We start from the raw sequence: 16882 nt of genomic DNA, 5'->3' as shown, positions 1-16882 counted from the left end.
ATGTGGTTTTCTGATGATTTGCGGCGATTTCAGAAACTGTTGATTTTTGGCCTCACGATTTTTGGCTTCTCCTTGCTGCTGCTTTCCCGATCATCAGCCAACTCAGTCAGAGAATTCCCTCAGGAACTCAGTCTCCATAAATGGGAGTTGACCACTTCCCGTTTCGAGTGTCGCATGAACAGCAAAGTGACGGGGCTGGGTAGTATCGTTTTGAATGCGGCTGCCGGAGGCATTCATTATATAACCCTGGAACCGGATTTTTTCATTAAAGAAGCCCGACATATTCGTGTTGGGGTTCAGCAATCACCCTGGCGTCATAGCCATTATCTGAACGCTCTGGGAGGTGTTGAAGCAGAGCCGGATAAACAGTTTGAAATGAGAATCAATGTTGCCCGTGTTGTGGAAGATATGCAACAGGGTCATCAGCTGGTTATTGAGATTGAGAGGGAGGCAGTTAACCCTGTTCATATTAAAATACCCGCTATGAATTTCCAAAAAACAGCAGCAACATTTTATAAATGTTATGGAGAATTGCTGGCTCTGAACTACGAACAGGCAAAAGAAACACTGTTCTATTACTCCTCTTCAGGCTCTCGTATAAGCTCTGAGCAGTTATCACATCTTGATGATCTGGCCACTTATATTCTGGTGGATAAAAGTGTAACCAATGTCGCCATTGACGCTCACACAGATTCTCGGGGTGACAGGCTGGAAAACCTTCAGCTGTCAAAAGTGCGTGCAAGCCGGATTTATAGATATTTACGATCAAAAGGTATTCCCGAACAGCGTCTTACCATGCGCTTTCATGGTGACCGCTATCCTGTCGCCACCAATGCAACTGTTGAAGGAAGAAATAAAAACCGACGGGTAAAGATTACCCTGAGCCGCCGATAAATAATTCTGACAATAAATCGTCAACTACGAAAGAGCCTGTTCTCACCAGGCACTTTTACAGAACAATATTTCACAGAACAATAGTGGATGGCGGCTCAATGGACATCAAAGGTCTTAACCCGGATTCCCTCAGTGTACTCCTGAAAAACCGACCTGCTCCGATTTTACCTTCCGCAATTGAATCTGAAGCTGTGACTACCACCGGCTTTGGCAATCTGCTGCAACAGGCCATCGAAAAGGTTAATGATCTGCAACAACATTCCAGCAGCATGATGCACAACATTGAAACCGGGGAGAGTGATGACCTCATGGGCACCATGATTGCCATGCAGAAATCCAGTATTTCCTTTCAGGCATTGATGCAGGTCCGTAATAAGGCAGTGACTGCTTACGAAGACATCATGCGTATGCAGATTTAAGGTAGAAAAATACCATGGCAGAATCAGATAAAAAGGCTGCCCCGGAGCCGACACCAGAAGAAAAAGAAGTGAAGCCTGTGTGGCGCGAAGCAGTGGACAGAGTCACCGGAGTTCTGAAAAACAATCGCAGCTATCAAGTGGTGCTGATGGTGTTGTTTGCAGTTTCTGTTGCCCTGATGTCGGTTTTCTGGCTCTGGTCACAATCTCCCGATTATCAGCCACTGTATGGCAATCAGGAACTCTATGATGTGGCCAGTGTCGTCAATGTGCTGGATCAAAACAATATTGCTTATAAGATTCACCCTGCTTCGGGTCAGGTAATGGTGGATGCCGGAAGACTCTCTGATGCCCGTATGCAGCTGGCTGTATCCGGAGTTCAGGCGAGAATGCCGGAAGGGCTGGAAACTCTGGATGGGCAGGAGATCGGTACCAGCCAGTTTGTGGAAAATGTCCGCTACCGGCGCGGTCTCGAAGGCGAGCTGGCTCAGACCATTATCAGCCTGAAACCCGTCCGCAATGCCCGAATCCATCTGGCTCTGCCCAAGCAGAGCAGCTTTATTCGCAAACAGGGAAAACCATCGGCCTCGGTGTTTGTCGATCTGTTTCCGGGGTACAGGTTGAGCAATGAGCAGATTGAAGGCATCGTGAATCTGGTGGCCGCCAGTGTCGCCAATATGAATCGCAGCGATGTTTCTGTCATTGACCAGTCCGGCAAACTGCTCTCTTCCGATATTTTACTGGGCAACAGTGCGCTCAGTGAAGCCAGTAAACAGTTGGACTTTAAGCGCCAGGTTGAGGCTCATTTTCAACAGCGCATTAGTGCCCTGCTGGAGCCACTGGTGGGTGCTGTCAACTTCAGAGCTCAAGTGAGCGCCAATGTGGATTTTGAACAGGTAGTACAGACGGTTGAGCAATATGAGCCTGGTGCTCCGGTGCTGAGAAGCGAGCAGGGAAGGGAAGTGGCAACCAGTGGGCAGGGAGCCAGAGGCATACCTGGAGCTCTCAGCAATCAGCCTCCGGAAGAAGAAGGTCAGGCTGAAGCAGAGCAAAACAATAATGTCCAGTCAGAGTTTGTCCGCAATTATGAAGTAGATAAAGTTATCAGGCAGGTGGCCAATCAGCAGGGCAGAGTACAAAAACTGAGCGTTGCAGTCGTTCTCAATGAGCAGCCTGATGAAGCTCTGGGTATTGGTAACTGGGACCAGGCAAGAATTGCCACGATTCAACAAATGATCATTGATGCAACAGGTATTGATCAGGCCCGTGGTGATCAGATCAGTATTCACACCGCACCCTTTGTGCCAGTCACTCATGTTGAACCTGTCGGGCTGGCCTGGTGGCAACAGCCGCAGGTTCTCTACTTCGTCAAATATGGTTGCGGCACTTTGTTGGGTATTTTGGTGATTATGTTTCTTTTAAGACCCATGATGAAACAGATCACCGTCAAGATGGAGGAGCCCGAAGCATTACCTCCTCCAACGCCCGAGGAAAGTGGTGCCCAGTTTGACCAGAAAGGCAGGAAAGTGATCTTTGACGACACCTTTGATCTGTTGCCACCTGAGTTAGCCGATTTTGAAACTCAGGTGACTCAGATGCGAGAGCTGTCCTCGAAGGCTCCTGCCAGGGTTGCACAGGTGATCAAGCTATGGATGAACAGTCATGAGTGATAATCCGAGAGTCTTGCCATCAAGGCAGCCGACGCCCAAAGACATAGCCATTCTGCTGCTCAGTCTTGGGGAAAAAGGTGCGGCGCAGGTATTCAAACACCTTAGCCAGCGGGAAGTTCGACAGATCAGCACGAACATGGCGACCATCTCACCATTGAAAAGAGATCAGGTTCAGGAAGTGCTGGACCTGTTTTTCCACACCTATCGCTACGATAGTGCCTTGTCCGGCTCCTCAAAAAGCTATCTCAACAAGACCTTGAAGTTGGCTCTGGGTGATAAAGAAGCAAAAGGGGTCATGGACTCTATTTTTGGTGGTGAGAGCAATAGCCTGGAAGCGATGAAATGGATGGACTCGGGAACCATTACTGAACTGATTGTTGATGAGCACCCACAACTTCAGGCAGTGGTATTGACCTATCTGGGAGCCACGCAGGCTACCGATGTATTAATGCGCCTTCCAGCCAAGAGTCATCAGGATCTATTGTCACGAGTCGCCCGACTGCAGGAATTACATCCATCCATTATTGAAGAACTTAACATTATATTTGATGCCAATGTCGGCAAAATGAGCACCAGCCAGAATACCACCGTCAGTGGTCTTCGTCAGGTGGCAGATATAATGAACCGGATGAATGATACTTCGGTGCAGAGTCTGTTGAGTTACTTTAAGGAGCAGGACAAAAAACTGGCTGAGCAAATTGAACAACAGATGTTCCTCTTTGAACACCTTATGCGTCTGGATGAAGATGCGCTGCGTAAGGTCATGGCGGAGGTCAGCCAGGATATTCTGGCTCTGGCGCTCAAGGGGGCTGCTCAGGAGATGGTTGATTCTGTGGTAGGCACCATGACCAAACGAAGCGCCAAATTCCTGCTTGAAGATATTGAAAACCTCGGCCCGGTGCGTGCCAGCCAGGTTCAGTCTGCCCGAAATGATGTGCTTCGGGCAGCGCGACAGCTGGCGGCATCCGGTGAGATAGAGCTGAGCTTTAATGATGAGGACGAGATGATCGGGTAATGCAAACCAATATCCATCACGTTTTTCATAATACTAACAACAGGTTGGTTCATGACAAACAGACAAAAAATATGGCAGCCTGAAACAGCGGCCTTCAAACGGTTTCTCTTTCCGGTTCACCAGAAGCCCGGTGAATCTCAGAATTCAGAGCGTTCAGAGGTAGATCAACAACCTGACTATAGTGTTTCCCAGTCTGTCGATACGGCTGAGAATACAGTACCGAAACCTCAGGAATCCATTGAGCCCTCTCCTGAAGTATTACAGAGTATTCTGGAGCAGGGTATTGAGAAAGGCTATGCCAAAGGTGTGGAAGAAGGCCGCCGAATGGGCTTTGAAGAAGGCAGAGAACTGGGCGTCAAAGAAGGTGGGCGTATTGCCACTGAAGAACAGAAAAAACTGGTATCCCTGCTGCGAAAAGAAATGTCTGAATTTCGCTCTGGTGGCAATTATGGTCGTGACGAAAAGATCAGCTGGCTAGGAAAAGTTATAGAAGAAACCTGTCGTCAGGTAGTGCGCCGGGAACTGATGACTTCTCCGGAACAGATAGTCTCTGTTGTCAGGGAAACTCTGAGTATCATGCCCGAGGATACTCAGTACACCATTCATGTGAATCCGGTCAATGCGGAGTTGCTCAAGACACTCAAACCTGACTTTGGTGCAGCCTGGCAGGTTGTCGAAGATCACGAATTACAAATAAACGACTGCCGTATTATGTCCAGCCAGACAGAAGCGGAAGCGCGCATGGAATCCCGGTTGGTGGAGTGTCTCGATATCATTCGTGAAAACTTGCCTGCCGCAATGGAGGATGCAGGTTAATGTCTCTTTCTGATGATCTGATTGAAAAACTGAAGACAGTACCTGTTGCCAAATTATCCGGGAAAGTATCAGCCATAAAAGGTCTTCTTCTGGAAGCCCAAGGGTTGCGATTGCCCATTGGCCAACTTTGTCATATCAATATGCGCAGTGGTCGTCAGGTAGAAGCAGAAGTGGTTGGCTTTGACGGGGCCAGTCAGTTTCTGATGCCCCTGTCAACGACAATGGAAGGCCTGGCAGCGGGAGACAAAATTATTCCCGTTTCTCACAATCACACCATGCCTGTGGGGGAAGAACTGTTAGGGCGGGTAGTGGATGCTATGGGTAAGCCGCTTGATTCCTCTGCCTTGAGCCTGTCTGACAGAATTTCAATTCATTCCTCCCCTCTTAATCCCATGACCAGAAAGCCGGTCGATGAGCCACTGGAAGTGGGAGTGAGAGTTATCGACAGTCTGCTGACCCTGGGAAAAGGACAAAGAGTAGGGTTGTTTGCCGGCAGTGGCGTTGGCAAAAGCACGCTTATGGGTATGATGACCCGAAATACCCGGGCTGATGTTACAGTTGTTGGTCTGATCGGTGAACGCAGTCGGGAAGTAAAGGAATTTGTGGACCAGATTCTGGGTATGGACGGTCGGGAAAAAGCGGTTGTGGTGGCCTCCCCCGGGGATGAGTCGCCCGTCCGAAGAATTCGTGCTGCACTCTATTGTCATCAAATTGCCGAGTATTTCAGAGACCAGGGCAAAACGGTTCTGCTGCTGATGGACTCCCTCACCCGCTATGCCCAGGCTCACCGTGAAATTGCCCTGGCTGTGGGTGAAGCTCCGGCAGCGAAAGGTTTTCCTCCTTCAGTATTCAGTAAGATTCCAATACTGCTGGAGCGGGCTGGAACGGGAACCGGCGAAGGTTCGGTAACGGCCATCTATACCGTACTGGCAGAAGGTGATGATATGCAGGAGCCGGTAGTAGACACTGCCCGCTCCATCCTGGATGGGCATATTGTGCTCAGTCGTGAGTTGGCGGAAAGAGGGCATTTCCCGGCCATTGATCTGGAAGCCTCCATCAGCAGAACAATGTCTCAGTTGATAACAGAAGAACATGAAAAGTGCGCCCAGGCGTTCCGACGCTTCCATGCCCGGTATAATGAGTTCAGAGAACTTATGGCGATAGGTGCTTATAAACCCGGTGCTGATCCTGAGCTTGATAAAGCGATTGAATACCGTCCGCAGATGGAGCGTTTTCTGCAGCAGAGCCGTTATGAACAGGTTGATCTCACCGGCAGTATTGAACAGCTGATACATATCTGGCGATCTGATCAGGTTGTTACATCATGAACAAAGTCCGGCGTCTGGAAAAAGCACAGTCCGCACTGGAGAAAAAGAGCCAGCTAACTAAAAGAGAGAAACAGCATGCTGAGCAGAGTCTGGCTTCACTCAACGCCCAGAAAGAGTTGTTGAATGATGCCCGGAAATCCTGCGATAGTCGTCCTGGAGAAAAACTTTCATCACTATCCTGCTGGGGTCGCAATCAGTTTGTTGAATTGCTTGAAGATGTTTCTGTATTACTGGAAGAGAAGATAAAAGCAGAGTCTGGAAATCTCGAGCAAATTAATCAGCGGCTGGAAGAAGAACGCAGAATGACCAGCGGTGTTGAACATATAAAAAATAAAGAAACCGAACAACAGCAGCAAAAACAGCTTCGGGATGAACTTCAGGAGACAGATCGACTGCTGCAGCGCTCCCCTCGATAATTCTGGCTTGCCTGTGTTAACCTGACATTTCGTCAGGTACTTTATGCAGGGAAGCATCCATGCCGCTTTTGATACCGCATTTCAGACCGCTTTTCAGATCATCCATACTCATCGCCTCGCTATTTTCTCCTCACACCTCTTCTGATACAGACCTCGCAAAAGAGATTGAACGCATTGTTTATCAATCCGTTGAAAAAGCAGTGGCCGGTTTTATTCAATCGATTCCCGGTGCCCGTTATGAACTGAAAGTCCGCCCTCTTTCTGCCAGTAAGTCCCGAAGAACCTGCAAAGGCAAACTGTCCGTCTCTGCAGTTTCCGGAACGCGCCCGCCTGTGGGAGTGGTCAAACGAACAGTAGAATGCCCTGGGGAATGGCGAATGACAGTGATGACTGAAAGTAAGATTTTGGTGCCTGTTATTCACAGTGCTCGTGCTTTGGCCAGAGGGCAGAGGCTGACCAGCGATGCTCTTGTGTTTCGGGAAGCCGATTACAGCAGGCTGAGAGGTCAGTTTTTTACTGAAATCAATGAAATCAGGGGGAGAGTTATCAAGCGCAGTATAGGTGCACAGAAACTGATTTCAGCCAATATGCTCGAAAAAGACTATGTGATTCGCAAGGGGGAAGTCGTCCAGATTATTGCCGGCGGGAATGGACTGGAGGTTTCTATGTCCGGGATGTCTCTGGATGATGGCGAATTACAGGAAACCATTCGGGTAAGAAACCGGTCTTCTGGCAAAATTGTGCACGCAGAAGTTATCAGCACAGGAAAGGTTCGAATTCATCATTAATTTTTTGCTGAATACAGTAATCAGCGTCTGATTAGATGTTTTATCAAAAAATTAACTAATCAGCAGATGATTTAGTCAATAACGATTAAATTAACCCTGTCAGAGAATGATTTTATGAGCCGCGACATTGTTAATGCCCTTATTCCGGGTACGTTACAGAATAAAAACTGGTATCAGGCTTACCTGGTTCTGCTGGGGCAGCTCTTTGCCTGGGCAAGGTTGTGTGAAATGGAGTTTTTGCCGGAGCGAGAGTTGCCAGACAATCATTCTGAACTTGAGCAGCTGTTCAGAGAAATCGGGCAGAAAAAAGTACCGGAGACATTTGCCAATGCAGATCAACGTATCTGGCAAATAGCCTGGCAACAGGGCGAAGAATTAGCTGGACCGATCCCGACAGATGAAATCACCCGAGCCTGCCACTCAGTGATGACTGCAAAGAGGCATAAGCTACTGAAGTACAATGAGATTCCTCTGGCCCTGCATCGTCGCTTCAGACCTCTCTCCTCGGCATTGCCCGAAGCCATTGGTGGACTGCTGGAGGCACTGTCCGAATCAGTTGGCAGTTGCTACCTGCCCAATGCAGACAGTTTTATTCTGGGAGCGGATCTTGCGCTCACCGGCGAGATTTATTCTGAGCAGCCTTCTATCAATACTCTGGATGCTTTGAGTGTTTTGATTAATCCGGATATTCATATTGCCCAGGGGCATCCGGTACTTGAACCTGCTTTTTTTAAATCTGGCCAGCTACAAAAGTTTGATCATGGGGTGGGTCTTCTGACAGCGAATCACCGTTATAAAGTGAATGAAGTTCGAGATATTTTCCAACGGCTGGATACCCAGGTCCGTAATGAAGAAATGTTGTTTATCCGGCATATGTTCTGGCGCTGTTCCGAACAGGTTGTCATCGCTGTGCCGGGGGTATTTCTTCAGAAAAATACCGAGCATCATATTGCCTTTCGCCGCTGGTTATTAAAACAGAACAGGCTGCACGCTATTATTAAACTGCCTAAAGGACTGCTTCCCGGACGAGCCACTCCACTTTATGTGCTGGTGGCAAAACGACAAGTTACTGATAATGTGCATTTGATAGACGCCAGCAGCGACTACTTCAAAGTTACCCCTGTGCGCAAAAAGGGAGCAGCTAAAATTCAGCTGAATAATGTTGATGTCATTCTTGAACAAATGAATGAAGAAACAGTAAACCCTCGTTTCTCCAAAAAGCTGGACAAAAGGCAGCTGATTCAGGGGAGCGTCATTCTTGATCCCGGACATTATTGTGCTGACACCCGACGCATTGATTTACTCGGTAAGCCTTTAGCTGCCAGTCATTTAGAGTCACAGGTCGATATCATAAGAGCTCAAGCTCTGCGTGATAATAGTCTGGAAAAACAGGTATTTCTGGAAGTAACAGCCAATGACATTAATGAGGCTGGAGAGATTGAGCACCCTGAAAAAGAAATTCATGTTGATGAAAAAGGGCTGAAGCGGGCAAAACAACAGTTATTGCGACCAGGCGATGTTCTACTGGTTATCAAGGGACAGGCAGGGCGAATTGCCATTGTACCGGATGTCTGTGGGTTAAACTGGGTGGCCAATCAGTCCTTTGTCATTCTTCGACTGAAGAAAAATACTTATCTCAATAGCTCTATTGTTTTGTTTCGATTCCTGCGTTCGCAAACCGGAAAAATGTTGCTTGATAGTATTTGTACAGAAAGTCAGGTGCCGTTTATTCATGGCAATGATTTAAAACAACTTCCTGTTCCCGAGTGGTCTTCCATTGAACAAAGGCAGGCAGAACAGTCGCACAGAGAAATTCTCAAACTCTATGCCCAGGTTCGGTTTATTCGCGATAAAGCGCGAATGATAGAAAGTGAGTTGTTAAAAGAAGCTTGATGCCAGAGTACCCATAATCATGGCCCAGCCGTCTACCAGAACAAACAGCATCAATTTGAAAGGCAGCGAAATCATCTGGGGCGACAGCATAATCATACCCATGGCCATGAGAACACTGGCCACTACCAGATCAATCACCAGAAAGGGTATGTATATAACAAAGCCAATTTGAAAAGCAGTTTTTAATTCACTGGTAACAAAAGCAGGAATGGCGATGGAGAAAGGCGTTTCAGCAACATCGATCGGTGGCGTTATATCGGCAATTTGATAAAACAATTCCAGATCCGTATCTCTGGTCTGGCGCAGCATAAAATCTTTGACAGGAACTTCTGCCTTTTTTAAAGCCTCTATCATTGTCAACTGCTCATCCAGATAAGGTTCAACCGCCTGGCTGTAAACAAGCCCAAATAATGGTTGCATTATAATCAGGGTCAGTGCCAGCGATATGCCAAGCAAAACCTGAGTTGGGGGAGTCTGTTGTAAACCCAGAGCCTGACGCAGAATGGCCAGAACAATAATAATCCGGGTAAAGGACGTCATCATCAGCAGCGCAGCAGGAATAAAACTCAGTGCTGTCATCAGAATCAGAATCTGAAGACTGGCGCTGTATTCCTGAGAATCACCATTACTGGTGACAGTCATTAATGGAAAGCCTTCCTGCCCCCAGCTGAGTGACGGAGTCAGGAGAAATGTCAGGCCGACATAGATCAGCAACCTTATAGTCATGGGTCAGGCCAGATTTTTCAGACGTTCTGATTCGCTGATGACATCCAGCAGGCGAATGCCGTACTTATCGTTGATCACCACAACTTCGGCGTAGGCGACCAGAGTACCATTGACTTTCACTTCCAAAGGCTCGGAGGCTTCTTTCTCCAGCTCTACAATTGAGCCTTTATTAAGGTGCATTAGTTCACCAATGTTAATTTCGGTGCTGCCCAGTTCCAGAGACAGTGTCACCGGAATGTCAAGTATCATGCCCAGATCACTGACTGACTGCGGCGGGTTATTGGTATCTTCCAGTAGCTCTCTGGAGGTGGTTTCTGATTCCAGACTGTCCTGAAGACTGACACCATCACCTGCAGGTTGTGGCGGAGCCAGTTCCTGCTCGTTTTCATTTTCTTCATTACTCATGGATGATATTTCCTCGGGCTGGTGGATCTCTACTCTTTCTGGCCTGGATACAGAGAGTTAAGAATTTTCATGGCCAGCATATTATTCACAGTGCAGACGTCAGCACGGTAGGCTGGAATGCCTGCAAACTTGACAGTGACACTGCTGGGAATATCTGCCTGAATGATCTGTCCCGTTTTCAGTCTCAGCACATCGCGAAGGCTCAGCTTCAACTCGCACAATCGGGCAGAGACTTCCAGTGGAGCCTGCATAACCCCGGCCATCATGTTGCGTTGCCAGGTGGGATCCTGTTCTGTAAATTTAAAGGCCTGCAGCTTTTCTCTGACCGGTTCCAGAGCCTGATAAGGCATGATGATATGAAATGGACTTTCTGTGGAGCCAAGGGAAATAGTGAAGCGGCTGAGGAGAATAATCTCGGTATCTGAGCGAAAGACGGTGGATATGGGGCGGTTGTGATTTTCAGCAAGGCGTATCTTGAAAGAAAGAATACTGCTCCAGGCTTCGGTCTGGTCATCCGCTGCAGATTTTAGCAGGCGTTCCATGATACGAATTTCGGCGTTGGTCAGTTCCTCTTCATGGTTTTCGTTAAACTCACCGGTACCACTGAAAAAAATGTCTACAAGAGAATATAAAAGCGGTGTCTCCAGGGCCATGAAGCCAGCGCACTTCAGTGTTGTTGAACGGTAGATATACTGTACATCAGGTATATTTTCCTGATGCAGATAATCACCGATTGCCAGGGAATCGACCGATTCGAAATGAATATCTACCGGGCGACGAAAAACAGCAGTGAGACTGTGACGAAATAATTGGGAAAAACGCCGGTAGATCAATTCAAGTGTCGGCAAAAGGTCGTGAATCTTATAATCCGGGTTAGTCAGATCATAAGTCGTCAGATCCTTGAATTTTGAAGGCGGATGAACCCGGCGAGTCTTTGTTTCACCCGACAGGCTGGATTCGGTATTGTTTGATAAAGATTTCCGTTCCATGGGAAATTCCATATAACTGGCTTATCACCAGATAATTCTTGTTATTAAAAAACATACCGCTATTAGCTGATAAAGACAATCAGCCAATCTTGCCAACCACTATGACTTCTTTATTTTCAGGAATTTCATTAAACGACAATACATGCATACCCTCGGTGCATAGACGAGCATATCTGGCCATGGCCGGGCGCAATGATGCATTGACAAGCATGACAGGCACTTTTCCTTCAGCAGCAAGGTTGGCAGAGACTTCTGGCATTTGAACTTGAAGTTGCTCCGCAATTCGGGGTTCAAGTGGCAGTGTGTCAGGGGAGAAGTCGTTACTCTGACGAGCTTGTTGGTAACTTTGCATAATGACCTGCTCCAGCTCTGAGCTCATGGTGACAACCGGTATTTCAGAGGTGTTGCCTACCAGGTTCTGGATAATGCTGCGACGCAGGGCAATTCGAACTTCAGAGGTCAGCAGGTGTGGTTCTGTAATCCGTTCAGACGACTCCAGTAAGGTGCTGGCAATGGTTTGAATATCACTGACAGAGACATCTTCGGTCAGCAAATCTCTGAGTATTCGGGAAAACACACTCATGGACAGCTTTTTGGGAATAAGATCTTCAGCCAGTTTGGGGGAATAGTGAGTCAGCTTATCCAGCAGTTGCACTACTTCATCATGCCCAAGCAGCTCACTGGCGTGTTCATCAATAATTTTATTAAGGTGTGTAGCGATAACCGTAGCAGCGTCGACTACCGTGTAGCCCAGTCCGACGGCATGTTCCCGCTCTGAGGTTTCAATCCAGAGTGCTTCCAGTCCGTAAGCAGGCTCTGAAGTTGCAATACCATTTATCTCACCAAATACTTCACCGGGATTGATCGCCAATAAACGCATGGGCTCAATCTGTCCTTCGGCAACAATGACACCCTTGAGCAGTATATTGTAACTATCAGGTTTCAGGTTCAGGTTATCTTTCACATGCACGCTGGGAATCAGAAAGCCCAGCTCCCGGGATTGGGTTTTGCGAATGCCTTTTAGCTGAGTGAGTAGTTGAGCGCCCTGATTTTCATCTGCCAGAGGAATGAGTTTATAACCCAGTTCAAGCCCCAGGGTATCCACTGGCGGAATATCTCCCCAGGACCAGGGTGATGACTCACTGACATCTTCTGTATTGGCTGCAGAGTGGCTGGATTCGGGTTCATCCTTCTGATGTTTGTTGGTGGTCCACCAGGCCAGAAACGCCACGATCAGGCCCAGACTGAGAAAGGGTACATGGGGCATACCGGGAACAATGCCTATCACCATTAAAATCATGGCTGTGAGGCCCAACGCTTTCGGAGAAGAGAACATCTGTTCGGAAACCTGATGCCCTACATCCGCAGATTCAGAGACACGGGTTACCATGATAGCCGCAGAGGTGGAGAGCAGCAGCGAAGGAATCTGGGCCACCAGACCATCACCAATCGTCAGAAGAGAATAAACAGCAAAGGCTTCCCCGGCAGATAACCCTTGGCCAATGGTGCCTATCAGCATTCCACCTATGATATTGATGGCAAGAATAAGCAGGCCGGCCACAGCATCACCCCGGACAAACTTACTGGCACCATCCATTGAGCCATAGAAGTCTGCCTCCCGGCGTACACTTTCCCGGCGGTCGTGCGCTTCCTGCTGATCAATAACGCCGGCATTGAGGTCTGCATCAATGGACATCTGCTTGCCTGGCAGGGCATCGAGAGTGAAGCGGGCGGTCACCTCAGAAATACGACCAGCACCCTTGGTGACCACGACAAAGTTGATAATCACCAGAATAAAGAACACCACCAGACCAACAACGTAACTGTTGCCAATAACAACCTCACCAAAGGATTGAATCACCTTTCCGGCAGCGCCATTGCCAGTATGTCCATTCAGAAGAACCACCCGGGTTGATGCCACGTTCAGGGCAAGGCGCAACAAAGTGGAAACCAGCAGGATGGTTGGAAACACCGCAAATTCAAGAGGTCGAAGTGTGTAAATGCTAACCAACAGGATGAGCAGAGACAGTGCGATGTTGAAGGTAAAGAATACATCCAGCATAAAAGGCGGCATCGGCAGTGTAACCATACCGAGCGTCATCAGAACGATCAGCGGAATCCCGATATTCAGGTTGCCGCTTTTGGGCGACATCATGTATAGCAGACGTTGAGCTTCCTTGATCATTGTCTCTTCTTATCCCATTTTTCCCGGAAGGCGCTGGGGACTTCCGGTGTTGGTAAATCGGGTGCCTTGCTTCTGCGTCCGGCCTGAAAGTCATTCAGATGATGGACGTAAGCCAAAACCTGGGCAACGGCCAAAAACAGGTCGTCGGCAATTTCCTGATTTAACTGTGTCGTATGATAAATCACCCGGGTTAACGTGGGTGACTGTACCACCGGCTTATTGTATTCCCGTGCCACAGCGCAGATATGCAGGGCTACTCTGTCAACGCCTTTTGCTACGACATAGGGCGCTCTGGCTTTGTCCAGATCATATTTCAGAGCCACTGCAAAGTGAGTTGGGTTGGTGATAATGACATCCGCCGAAGGAACGGCCTGCATCATTCTGCGACCCGCAATTTCCTGTTGCTTCTCCCGCAGTCTTGAACGAAGCTCTGGCTGACCTTCAGACTCTTTCATTTCATCACGCATTTCCTTGTGTGTCATGCGCAGTTTTTTCATGTGGTTCCATCTTTGGAAAGGTACATCAATAAAACAGATCAACAGCAGGGCACTGACCAGAATGGTGATGGCCATGGTAAGGTGGCTGAGGCCCTCTGAAACTGCTTGAAATATCGGCAGCCGGTTGAGCCAGAGCACATCCCGAAAGAACCATTGATTAATGAGCCAGAGGGAAAAAGCCAGCAGCGAGATTTTGGCAATGGACTTTAACAACTCAATCATGGAGTTGGCAGAAAACATGCGTTTAATGCCTTTGAGAAAACTGATGCGCTCAGCCTTGGGTCGTATCTGTTTATTTGAGAATATCCAGCCTCCTAAAGCCGCTGAAGCGGCTATTGAGGCCAGAATGACAATCAGCATAAAGGGCAGCAGGCCGGAGAACCCCTGAGTAATGCTGACGATCAGGTGATCCGTCAGCCAGCTTTCCTGACGCAATACGTCTTTTTCAAACCTGAAGCTTTTGTACATAACCTGAAACAGCTGGTCGCGAATTAATCCACCACTGAGCCATAAAGCAACCAGGGTTGAAGCCAGCAAAGCAAAGGTGACCAGTTCCCGGGATCGGGGAACCTGGCCTTCGTCACGGCTCTTCTGAAGTTTTCGTTCGGAGGGTTCTTCTGAGCGTTCGCCAGTCTGTGATTCTTCTGCCATCTGAAAATTCCTAAAGAACCAGTGATCGTAGAATGTCCAGAACAGTCCGGGTAAATCGTGTGAAGACACCGTTCAGGGTGGAACTGATCAGCATCAGAATAAAAATGCCTGCCAGCATGGTCAGAGGAAAGCCCAGACTGAAAATATTGAATTGCGGCGCCGAGCGGTTCATTACACCAAAGGTAAAAGTGACAATTAATAATGCAACAATGGCGGGAAGAACCATCAGTAGTGCGCTGGCAAACATCCAGCCGCCCATGGCGGGAAGCCGGTCAATATCCAGTTGGCGAATAGAAAAGGGCGCAATGGGAATGGTATTAAAGCTCTCCACAACAATAGAAATGACGACCAAATGCCCATCAAATGCCAGAAACATCAGAAAGCTCAGCAGTTGGAATACCTGGCTGATTACCGGAATCTGGGCGCCGTTCATCGGATCAAACATGACCGCCATACCCAGACCCATCTGCAGGGAGAGCATTTGTCCGGCGGAGGTGAAAATAGCGAAATAGATTTGCAGTACCATCGCCATTAAAAGCCCGACAGCCAGCTGTTGTGCAGTGATCAGAAGGGCTTCACCCGACAGTGGCTCTACTGCGGGTACCGCAGGCAGCATGGGGGCCACAATAATAGTGATGGCCATCGCCAGAATTACCCGGATTCTGGGTGCCACTACCTGACTGCTGATAATGGGCATTGCCAGAAAGAGGGCTCCGATACGAAAAAACGGCCAGAGGTACTGACCAATCCAGCCCACCACTTCAGAGAAGGTAAAGGTTCCCATCAGGCCAGCATCTCAGGAATAAATTCATACAGCCGGAGAAACAGATCCATAAATTCCTGAATCAGCCAGGGGCCCGTCATGCCTATAGTGACCAGTGTTGCCAGCAGACGGGGCAGGAAACTGAGGGTTTGCTCATTGATTTGAGTCGCTGCCTGCAGTGTGCTGACCACCAGACCCACCAGCAGTCCGGGCATCACAATCACCGATACCATCAGAACAATGAGGGTCAGCGCATCACGAAAAAGGTCTGCCACAACTTCCGGTGTCATGGGGTTTCCTCTGAATAGTTCAGGTTGTTTCGCAACTTTGCAAAACAGACTGCAACCCGAAGAAATTAACCAAGAGCATAGTTTTCTAAAATGAATTCGCAATAGATATATAAAAACATTTTTTTACTTTAAAAACGACTTAAAAGAATGGCAAGTCTATTTAATAAATCCAGAAGCCTTCCCGAGTGGTACTTATCAACAGGCAGTACGTTGAAGTTATTAAGCGAGTAAAACCATGAATAGGAATTAGTAAAATGGCAATGACCGTAAATACCAATATCTTCTCTCAGAATGCTCAGCGTAATCTGAGTAAGACCGAGGCAGGTCTTCAGACCGCCATGCAGCGTCTGTCTTCTGGTATGCGTATTAACAGTGCTAAGGATGATGCTGCCGGTTTGCAGATTGCGAATAAAATGGCTGCACAAATTGGTGGACTTGGTGTCGCTATCCGTAATGCCAACGATGGCATCTCCATGGCCCAGACTGCTGAAGGTGCTATGAGCGAGATCACTAACTCTTTGCTGCGTATGAGGGATCTGGCTTTGCAGGCGTCAAGTGGTACCTATGAGGCTGCTGATGTTACCGCCCTGCAAGCCGAATACGATGCTCAACTGGCTGAGATTGGCCGTATTGCCGCAACGACTGAGTTTAACGGGACAACCGTTCTTGGCGCAGGTACCGTCGAAATTGCAGTTGACTATACCGATGCTACCACCAATAACATAGACCTTAACTTTACTGCCGTTGCGCTGACCGCTGTTACCTTTACCGATGCCGCTACCGCTCAAACAGCAGTGGGTGCATTGGATGTGGATATTGCTGCTTATGACGCTGTTCGAGCCAGTCTGGGTGCATCCCAAAACCGACTGAGCACTACCGTCAATAACCTTTCAAATATCCGTGAAAATCTGAGTGCTTCCAGAAGCCGTATCGTGGATACTGATTTTGCTTCAGAAACAGCGAATCTGAGTAAGTATCAGGTTATGCAACAGGCCGGTACTGCTGTGTTGGCTCAGGCTAACGCGATCCCTCAGAACATTCTGTCTCTGCTGCGTTAATCGCTGGAGAGGTAAAATTCAGTCAGCTTTAATGCTGATGGTCTTTGTGGGAGCCAGTGAGCTCCCATTTTTTATAGAGCTG

The 16882-nt window shown here is 48.2% G+C and carries 17 protein-coding genes; 10 read left to right on the top strand and 7 right to left on the bottom strand.

The window, feature by feature from the left end:
- The 9 genes from ACOJUO_RS02400 to ACOJUO_RS02360 all read left to right on the top strand — a co-directional run bounded on the left by ACOJUO_RS02400 (position 1) and on the right by ACOJUO_RS02360 (position 9236).
- A complete protein-coding gene (locus ACOJUO_RS02400) occupies positions 1-894 on the top strand; it encodes an OmpA family protein (protein WP_422135159.1) in 894 nt (297 codons plus the stop codon).
- Positions 895-992: 98 nt separating this feature from the next.
- Positions 993-1313 carry a flagellar hook-basal body complex protein FliE gene (gene fliE, locus ACOJUO_RS02395; RefSeq protein ID WP_422135158.1) on the top strand — a complete coding sequence of 107 codons (321 nt, stop codon included), beginning with the start codon at positions 993-995 and terminating at the stop codon, positions 1311-1313.
- A gap of 14 nt (positions 1314-1327) precedes the next feature.
- Positions 1328-2980, top strand: a complete 1653-nt coding sequence (fliF, locus tag ACOJUO_RS02390) for a flagellar basal-body MS-ring/collar protein FliF (RefSeq protein ID WP_422138811.1) — start codon at positions 1328-1330, stop codon at positions 2978-2980.
- Entirely contained in the window at positions 2973-3995 is a 1023-nt protein-coding gene (gene fliG, locus ACOJUO_RS02385) for a flagellar motor switch protein FliG (RefSeq protein ID WP_422135156.1), read from the top strand. Before fliF ends, fliG begins: the two co-directional genes overlap by 8 nt.
- Before the next feature lie 51 nt (positions 3996-4046).
- Entirely contained in the window at positions 4047-4811 is a 765-nt protein-coding gene (locus tag ACOJUO_RS02380) for a FliH/SctL family protein (protein ID WP_422138810.1), read from the top strand.
- Positions 4811-6139, top strand: a complete 1329-nt coding sequence (locus ACOJUO_RS02375; RefSeq protein ID WP_422135154.1) for a FliI/YscN family ATPase — start codon at positions 4811-4813, stop codon at positions 6137-6139. The genes ACOJUO_RS02380 and ACOJUO_RS02375 overlap by 1 nt, the downstream gene beginning before the upstream one ends.
- Positions 6136-6555 carry a hypothetical protein gene (locus ACOJUO_RS02370; RefSeq protein WP_422135153.1) on the top strand — a complete coding sequence of 140 codons (420 nt, stop codon included), beginning with the start codon at positions 6136-6138 and terminating at the stop codon, positions 6553-6555. The genes ACOJUO_RS02375 and ACOJUO_RS02370 overlap by 4 nt, the downstream gene beginning before the upstream one ends.
- A gap of 59 nt (positions 6556-6614) precedes the next feature.
- The gene (gene flgA / locus ACOJUO_RS02365) at positions 6615-7343 is read left to right on the top strand and encodes a flagellar basal body P-ring formation chaperone FlgA (protein ID WP_422138809.1); all 729 of its coding nucleotides are present in this window, start codon (positions 6615-6617) and stop codon (positions 7341-7343) included.
- Between the two features lie 114 nt (positions 7344-7457).
- Entirely contained in the window at positions 7458-9236 is a 1779-nt protein-coding gene (locus ACOJUO_RS02360) for an N-6 DNA methylase (protein WP_422138808.1), read from the top strand.
- Here ACOJUO_RS02360 and fliP read toward each other — a convergent pair.
- The 7 genes from fliP to ACOJUO_RS02325 all read right to left on the bottom strand — a co-directional run bounded on the left by fliP (position 9222) and on the right by ACOJUO_RS02325 (position 15742).
- Positions 9222-9962 (bottom strand): flagellar type III secretion system pore protein FliP, encoded by a 741-nt coding sequence (fliP, locus tag ACOJUO_RS02355; protein ID WP_422135150.1) that lies wholly within the window; start codon positions 9960-9962, stop codon positions 9222-9224. The genes ACOJUO_RS02360 and fliP overlap by 15 nt on opposite strands.
- A gap of 3 nt (positions 9963-9965) precedes the next feature.
- Positions 9966-10367, bottom strand: a complete 402-nt coding sequence (gene fliN, locus ACOJUO_RS02350; RefSeq protein WP_422135149.1) for a flagellar motor switch protein FliN — start codon at positions 10365-10367, stop codon at positions 9966-9968.
- A gap of 29 nt (positions 10368-10396) precedes the next feature.
- Positions 10397-11356 (bottom strand): flagellar motor switch protein FliM, encoded by a 960-nt coding sequence (locus tag ACOJUO_RS02345; protein WP_422135148.1) that lies wholly within the window; start codon positions 11354-11356, stop codon positions 10397-10399.
- A gap of 79 nt (positions 11357-11435) precedes the next feature.
- Complete coding sequence (gene flhA, locus ACOJUO_RS02340; protein ID WP_422135147.1) at positions 11436-13541, bottom strand: flagellar biosynthesis protein FlhA; 2106 nt, start codon at positions 13539-13541, stop codon at positions 11436-11438.
- A complete protein-coding gene (flhB, locus tag ACOJUO_RS02335; RefSeq protein WP_422138807.1) occupies positions 13538-14689 on the bottom strand; it encodes a flagellar biosynthesis protein FlhB in 1152 nt (383 codons plus the stop codon). The genes flhA and flhB overlap by 4 nt, the downstream gene beginning before the upstream one ends.
- Before the next feature lie 10 nt (positions 14690-14699).
- The gene (gene fliR, locus ACOJUO_RS02330; protein ID WP_422135145.1) at positions 14700-15473 is read right to left on the bottom strand and encodes a flagellar biosynthetic protein FliR; all 774 of its coding nucleotides are present in this window, start codon (positions 15471-15473) and stop codon (positions 14700-14702) included.
- The gene (locus ACOJUO_RS02325; RefSeq protein ID WP_422135144.1) at positions 15473-15742 is read right to left on the bottom strand and encodes a flagellar biosynthetic protein FliQ; all 270 of its coding nucleotides are present in this window, start codon (positions 15740-15742) and stop codon (positions 15473-15475) included. Before ACOJUO_RS02325 ends, fliR begins: the two co-directional genes overlap by 1 nt.
- 254 nt (positions 15743-15996) lie before the next feature.
- Here ACOJUO_RS02325 and ACOJUO_RS02320 point away from each other — a divergent pair, with 254 nt between their 5' ends.
- A complete protein-coding gene (locus ACOJUO_RS02320; protein WP_422135143.1) occupies positions 15997-16800 on the top strand; it encodes a flagellin in 804 nt (267 codons plus the stop codon).
- Positions 16801-16882: the final 82 nt, after the last annotated feature.

Source organism: Endozoicomonas sp. ALC020 (assembly GCF_049275935.1).
Classification (GTDB): domain Bacteria; phylum Pseudomonadota; class Gammaproteobacteria; order Pseudomonadales; family Endozoicomonadaceae; genus Endozoicomonas_A.
Note: the sequence above shows the minus strand (reverse complement) of the source record. Positions and strands in the feature narration are given on the sequence as shown.

Bases quoted from the DNA above. Each gene is read 5' to 3' on its own strand.
- ACOJUO_RS02400 (WP_422135159.1), top strand. From the start codon at position 1: ATGTGGTTTTCTGATGATTTGCGGCGATTTCAGAAACTGTTGATTTTT.
- flhA (WP_422135147.1), bottom strand. From the start codon at position 13,541: ATGATCAAGGAAGCTCAACGTCTGCTATACATGATGTCGCCCAAAAGC.
- flhB (WP_422138807.1), bottom strand. From the start codon at position 14,689: ATGGCAGAAGAATCACAGACTGGCGAACGCTCAGAAGAACCCTCCGAA.
- ACOJUO_RS02360 (WP_422138808.1), top strand. From the start codon at position 7,458: ATGAGCCGCGACATTGTTAATGCCCTTATTCCGGGTACGTTACAGAAT.
- fliG (WP_422135156.1), top strand. From the start codon at position 2,973: ATGAGTGATAATCCGAGAGTCTTGCCATCAAGGCAGCCGACGCCCAAA.
- ACOJUO_RS02320 (WP_422135143.1), top strand. From the start codon at position 15,997: ATGGCAATGACCGTAAATACCAATATCTTCTCTCAGAATGCTCAGCGT.
- ACOJUO_RS02375 (WP_422135154.1), top strand. From the start codon at position 4,811: ATGTCTCTTTCTGATGATCTGATTGAAAAACTGAAGACAGTACCTGTT.
- fliN (WP_422135149.1), bottom strand. From the start codon at position 10,367: ATGAGTAATGAAGAAAATGAAAACGAGCAGGAACTGGCTCCGCCACAA.
- fliR (WP_422135145.1), bottom strand. From the start codon at position 15,473: ATGGGAACCTTTACCTTCTCTGAAGTGGTGGGCTGGATTGGTCAGTAC.
- fliE (WP_422135158.1), top strand. From the start codon at position 993: ATGGACATCAAAGGTCTTAACCCGGATTCCCTCAGTGTACTCCTGAAA.
- ACOJUO_RS02325 (WP_422135144.1), bottom strand. From the start codon at position 15,742: ATGACACCGGAAGTTGTGGCAGACCTTTTTCGTGATGCGCTGACCCTC.
- ACOJUO_RS02380 (WP_422138810.1), top strand. From the start codon at position 4,047: ATGACAAACAGACAAAAAATATGGCAGCCTGAAACAGCGGCCTTCAAA.
- flgA (WP_422138809.1), top strand. From the start codon at position 6,615: ATGCCGCTTTTGATACCGCATTTCAGACCGCTTTTCAGATCATCCATA.
- fliP (WP_422135150.1), bottom strand. From the start codon at position 9,962: ATGACTATAAGGTTGCTGATCTATGTCGGCCTGACATTTCTCCTGACT.
- ACOJUO_RS02370 (WP_422135153.1), top strand. From the start codon at position 6,136: ATGAACAAAGTCCGGCGTCTGGAAAAAGCACAGTCCGCACTGGAGAAA.
- ACOJUO_RS02345 (WP_422135148.1), bottom strand. From the start codon at position 11,356: ATGGAACGGAAATCTTTATCAAACAATACCGAATCCAGCCTGTCGGGT.
- fliF (WP_422138811.1), top strand. From the start codon at position 1,328: ATGGCAGAATCAGATAAAAAGGCTGCCCCGGAGCCGACACCAGAAGAA.